We start from the raw sequence: 1786 nt of genomic DNA, 5'->3' as shown, positions 1-1786 counted from the left end.
AAGCAATTATAGTACAGGTAATGATATATCGCCAGAAAACAAGACAAATGACAGAATAGTAATAAATGGCAGCGTAATAGATGGGAAATTAAAGTTCATCATTTTCAGCCAGACTGTGGAATACGGACAGGAATTCATAACAGAACTTACACAAGAATTTGAGAAGTGTGTAGAACAACTCATTGATTACTGCGAATCATACAATGAGGAAGAAATGACACTTTCTGATTTTGATTCTGATAATATAACAGTCGAGGCTTTAGAAGAAATAAATAGTTTCTTGGATTTAATTTGATGATCAGGAGGATATAATCATAATGGAAAAAAAGATAACAGCTAATAATAAAATTGAAAACATCTATTCTTTGACTCCGCTTCAGGAAGGTATGCTTTTTCATAGTTTATATGACTTGCAGTCATCAAGTTATGTGCTTCAGAATGTTAGTAAAGTTGATAAGAAGATAACTTTTTCAATTATCGAAGATGCACTGAAATTACTTTCAAAAAAGTATCAGGTATTAAGAACACTGTTTTTTTATGATAAAATTGAAGTTCCTCAGCAGATCGTTTTAAAAGAAAGAAAAATTGAAACTGAGATAATAGATCTGTCTGATATTTCAATTGATAAATTGAATTATGAGGAAAAGGAAATTGCCCAAAACGATATAAAACGAGGTTTTGATTTACAAAAAGATTCTTTACTTAGAGTTAAATACATAATTACTCCTGAAAATAAGAACAGGCTTATCTGGACAATTCATCATATTATAATAGATGGATGGTGCTTTTCAAAACTGTATTCCGAATTTTCATCTTACTGTGTAAGATTATTGAATGGCGAGAGCTTTTTAGACATATCAGCACAAGTTGAAAATGAATTAAAACAACAATATTCGTACAGCGATTATGTTAAATGGTTAATAAAACAGGATAAAGAAAAAGCAATCGATTATTGGATAAGTGAACTTGAAGGCTATGAAAACAATACAGAAATAAAGCCAACAATAAAGCCTGAATCAACTGAGGAACAGGTAAAAGAAAAAATAGGTCTGGTCAGCTCAGATACAACAAATAAGTTGAAGTCTATATCAGAGAAAAATGATACAACTATCAACGTTATAGCCGAAACCGCAGTAGGTATATTGCTTCAGAAGTACTCAGGAAGTAAGGATGTTGTATTCGGCAAGGTAGTATCAGGAAGAAATGCACCTATCAAAGGAATAGAAGACATCGTAGGTCTCTTTGTCAATACAATACCGGTCAGAGTAACTGTAGATGAGAAAACTACTGTTTCCGACCTTCTAAAAACTCAGCAGGAAAAGGGCGCAGAGAGTACAAATTATGATTATTGTTCTCTGGCTGAAATACAGAGCAAAACTCCACAGGGTTCAAATCTGATAAAGGTAATATATGTATTTGAGAATTATTCATTTGATGACAATAATGGATCAATAGATGATACAGATAGTCTTATGGAGGTTGAAAGTGTAAGAGAACAGACAAATTATGATTTATCAGTATCGGGATTTGAAACAGATGGTAAGTTGGGCTTCAAACTCATGTATAATCCGAACATATACTGTGAGAACGAAGTACAGATAATCCTTGATAGACTTATAAAGATCTGCGAAGAGATAGCAGAAAAACCTGGTGCTGAAGTCAGTGAACTGGATACTGTGACATCGAGCGAGAGATCTCTTATACTGAATGATTTCAATGCAACGGAGACAGAGTATCCGAGAGAAAAGACAGTAGCAGAGCTGTTTGAAGAGCAGGTAAAGAAGAC

General features: G+C 33.3%; 2 protein-coding genes. Both read left to right on the top strand.

Going from position 1 to position 1786, the window contains the following annotated elements:
* Positions 1–295 (top strand): hypothetical protein (locus tag T488_RS19845; protein WP_037297477.1); only part of this gene is annotated, 295 nt, incomplete at its 5' end.
* A gap of 22 nt (positions 296–317) precedes the next feature.
* Positions 318–1786, top strand: a 1469-nt coding sequence (locus T488_RS17265) for a condensation domain-containing protein (RefSeq protein ID WP_037297474.1), incomplete at its 3' end; no start/stop codon positions are given.

It is taken from the genome of Ruminococcus flavefaciens ND2009 (genome assembly GCF_000621785.1).
Lineage (GTDB): Bacteria > Bacillota > Clostridia > Oscillospirales > Ruminococcaceae > Ruminococcus > Ruminococcus flavefaciens_C.
Note: the sequence above shows the minus strand (reverse complement) of the source record. Positions and strands in the feature narration are given on the sequence as shown.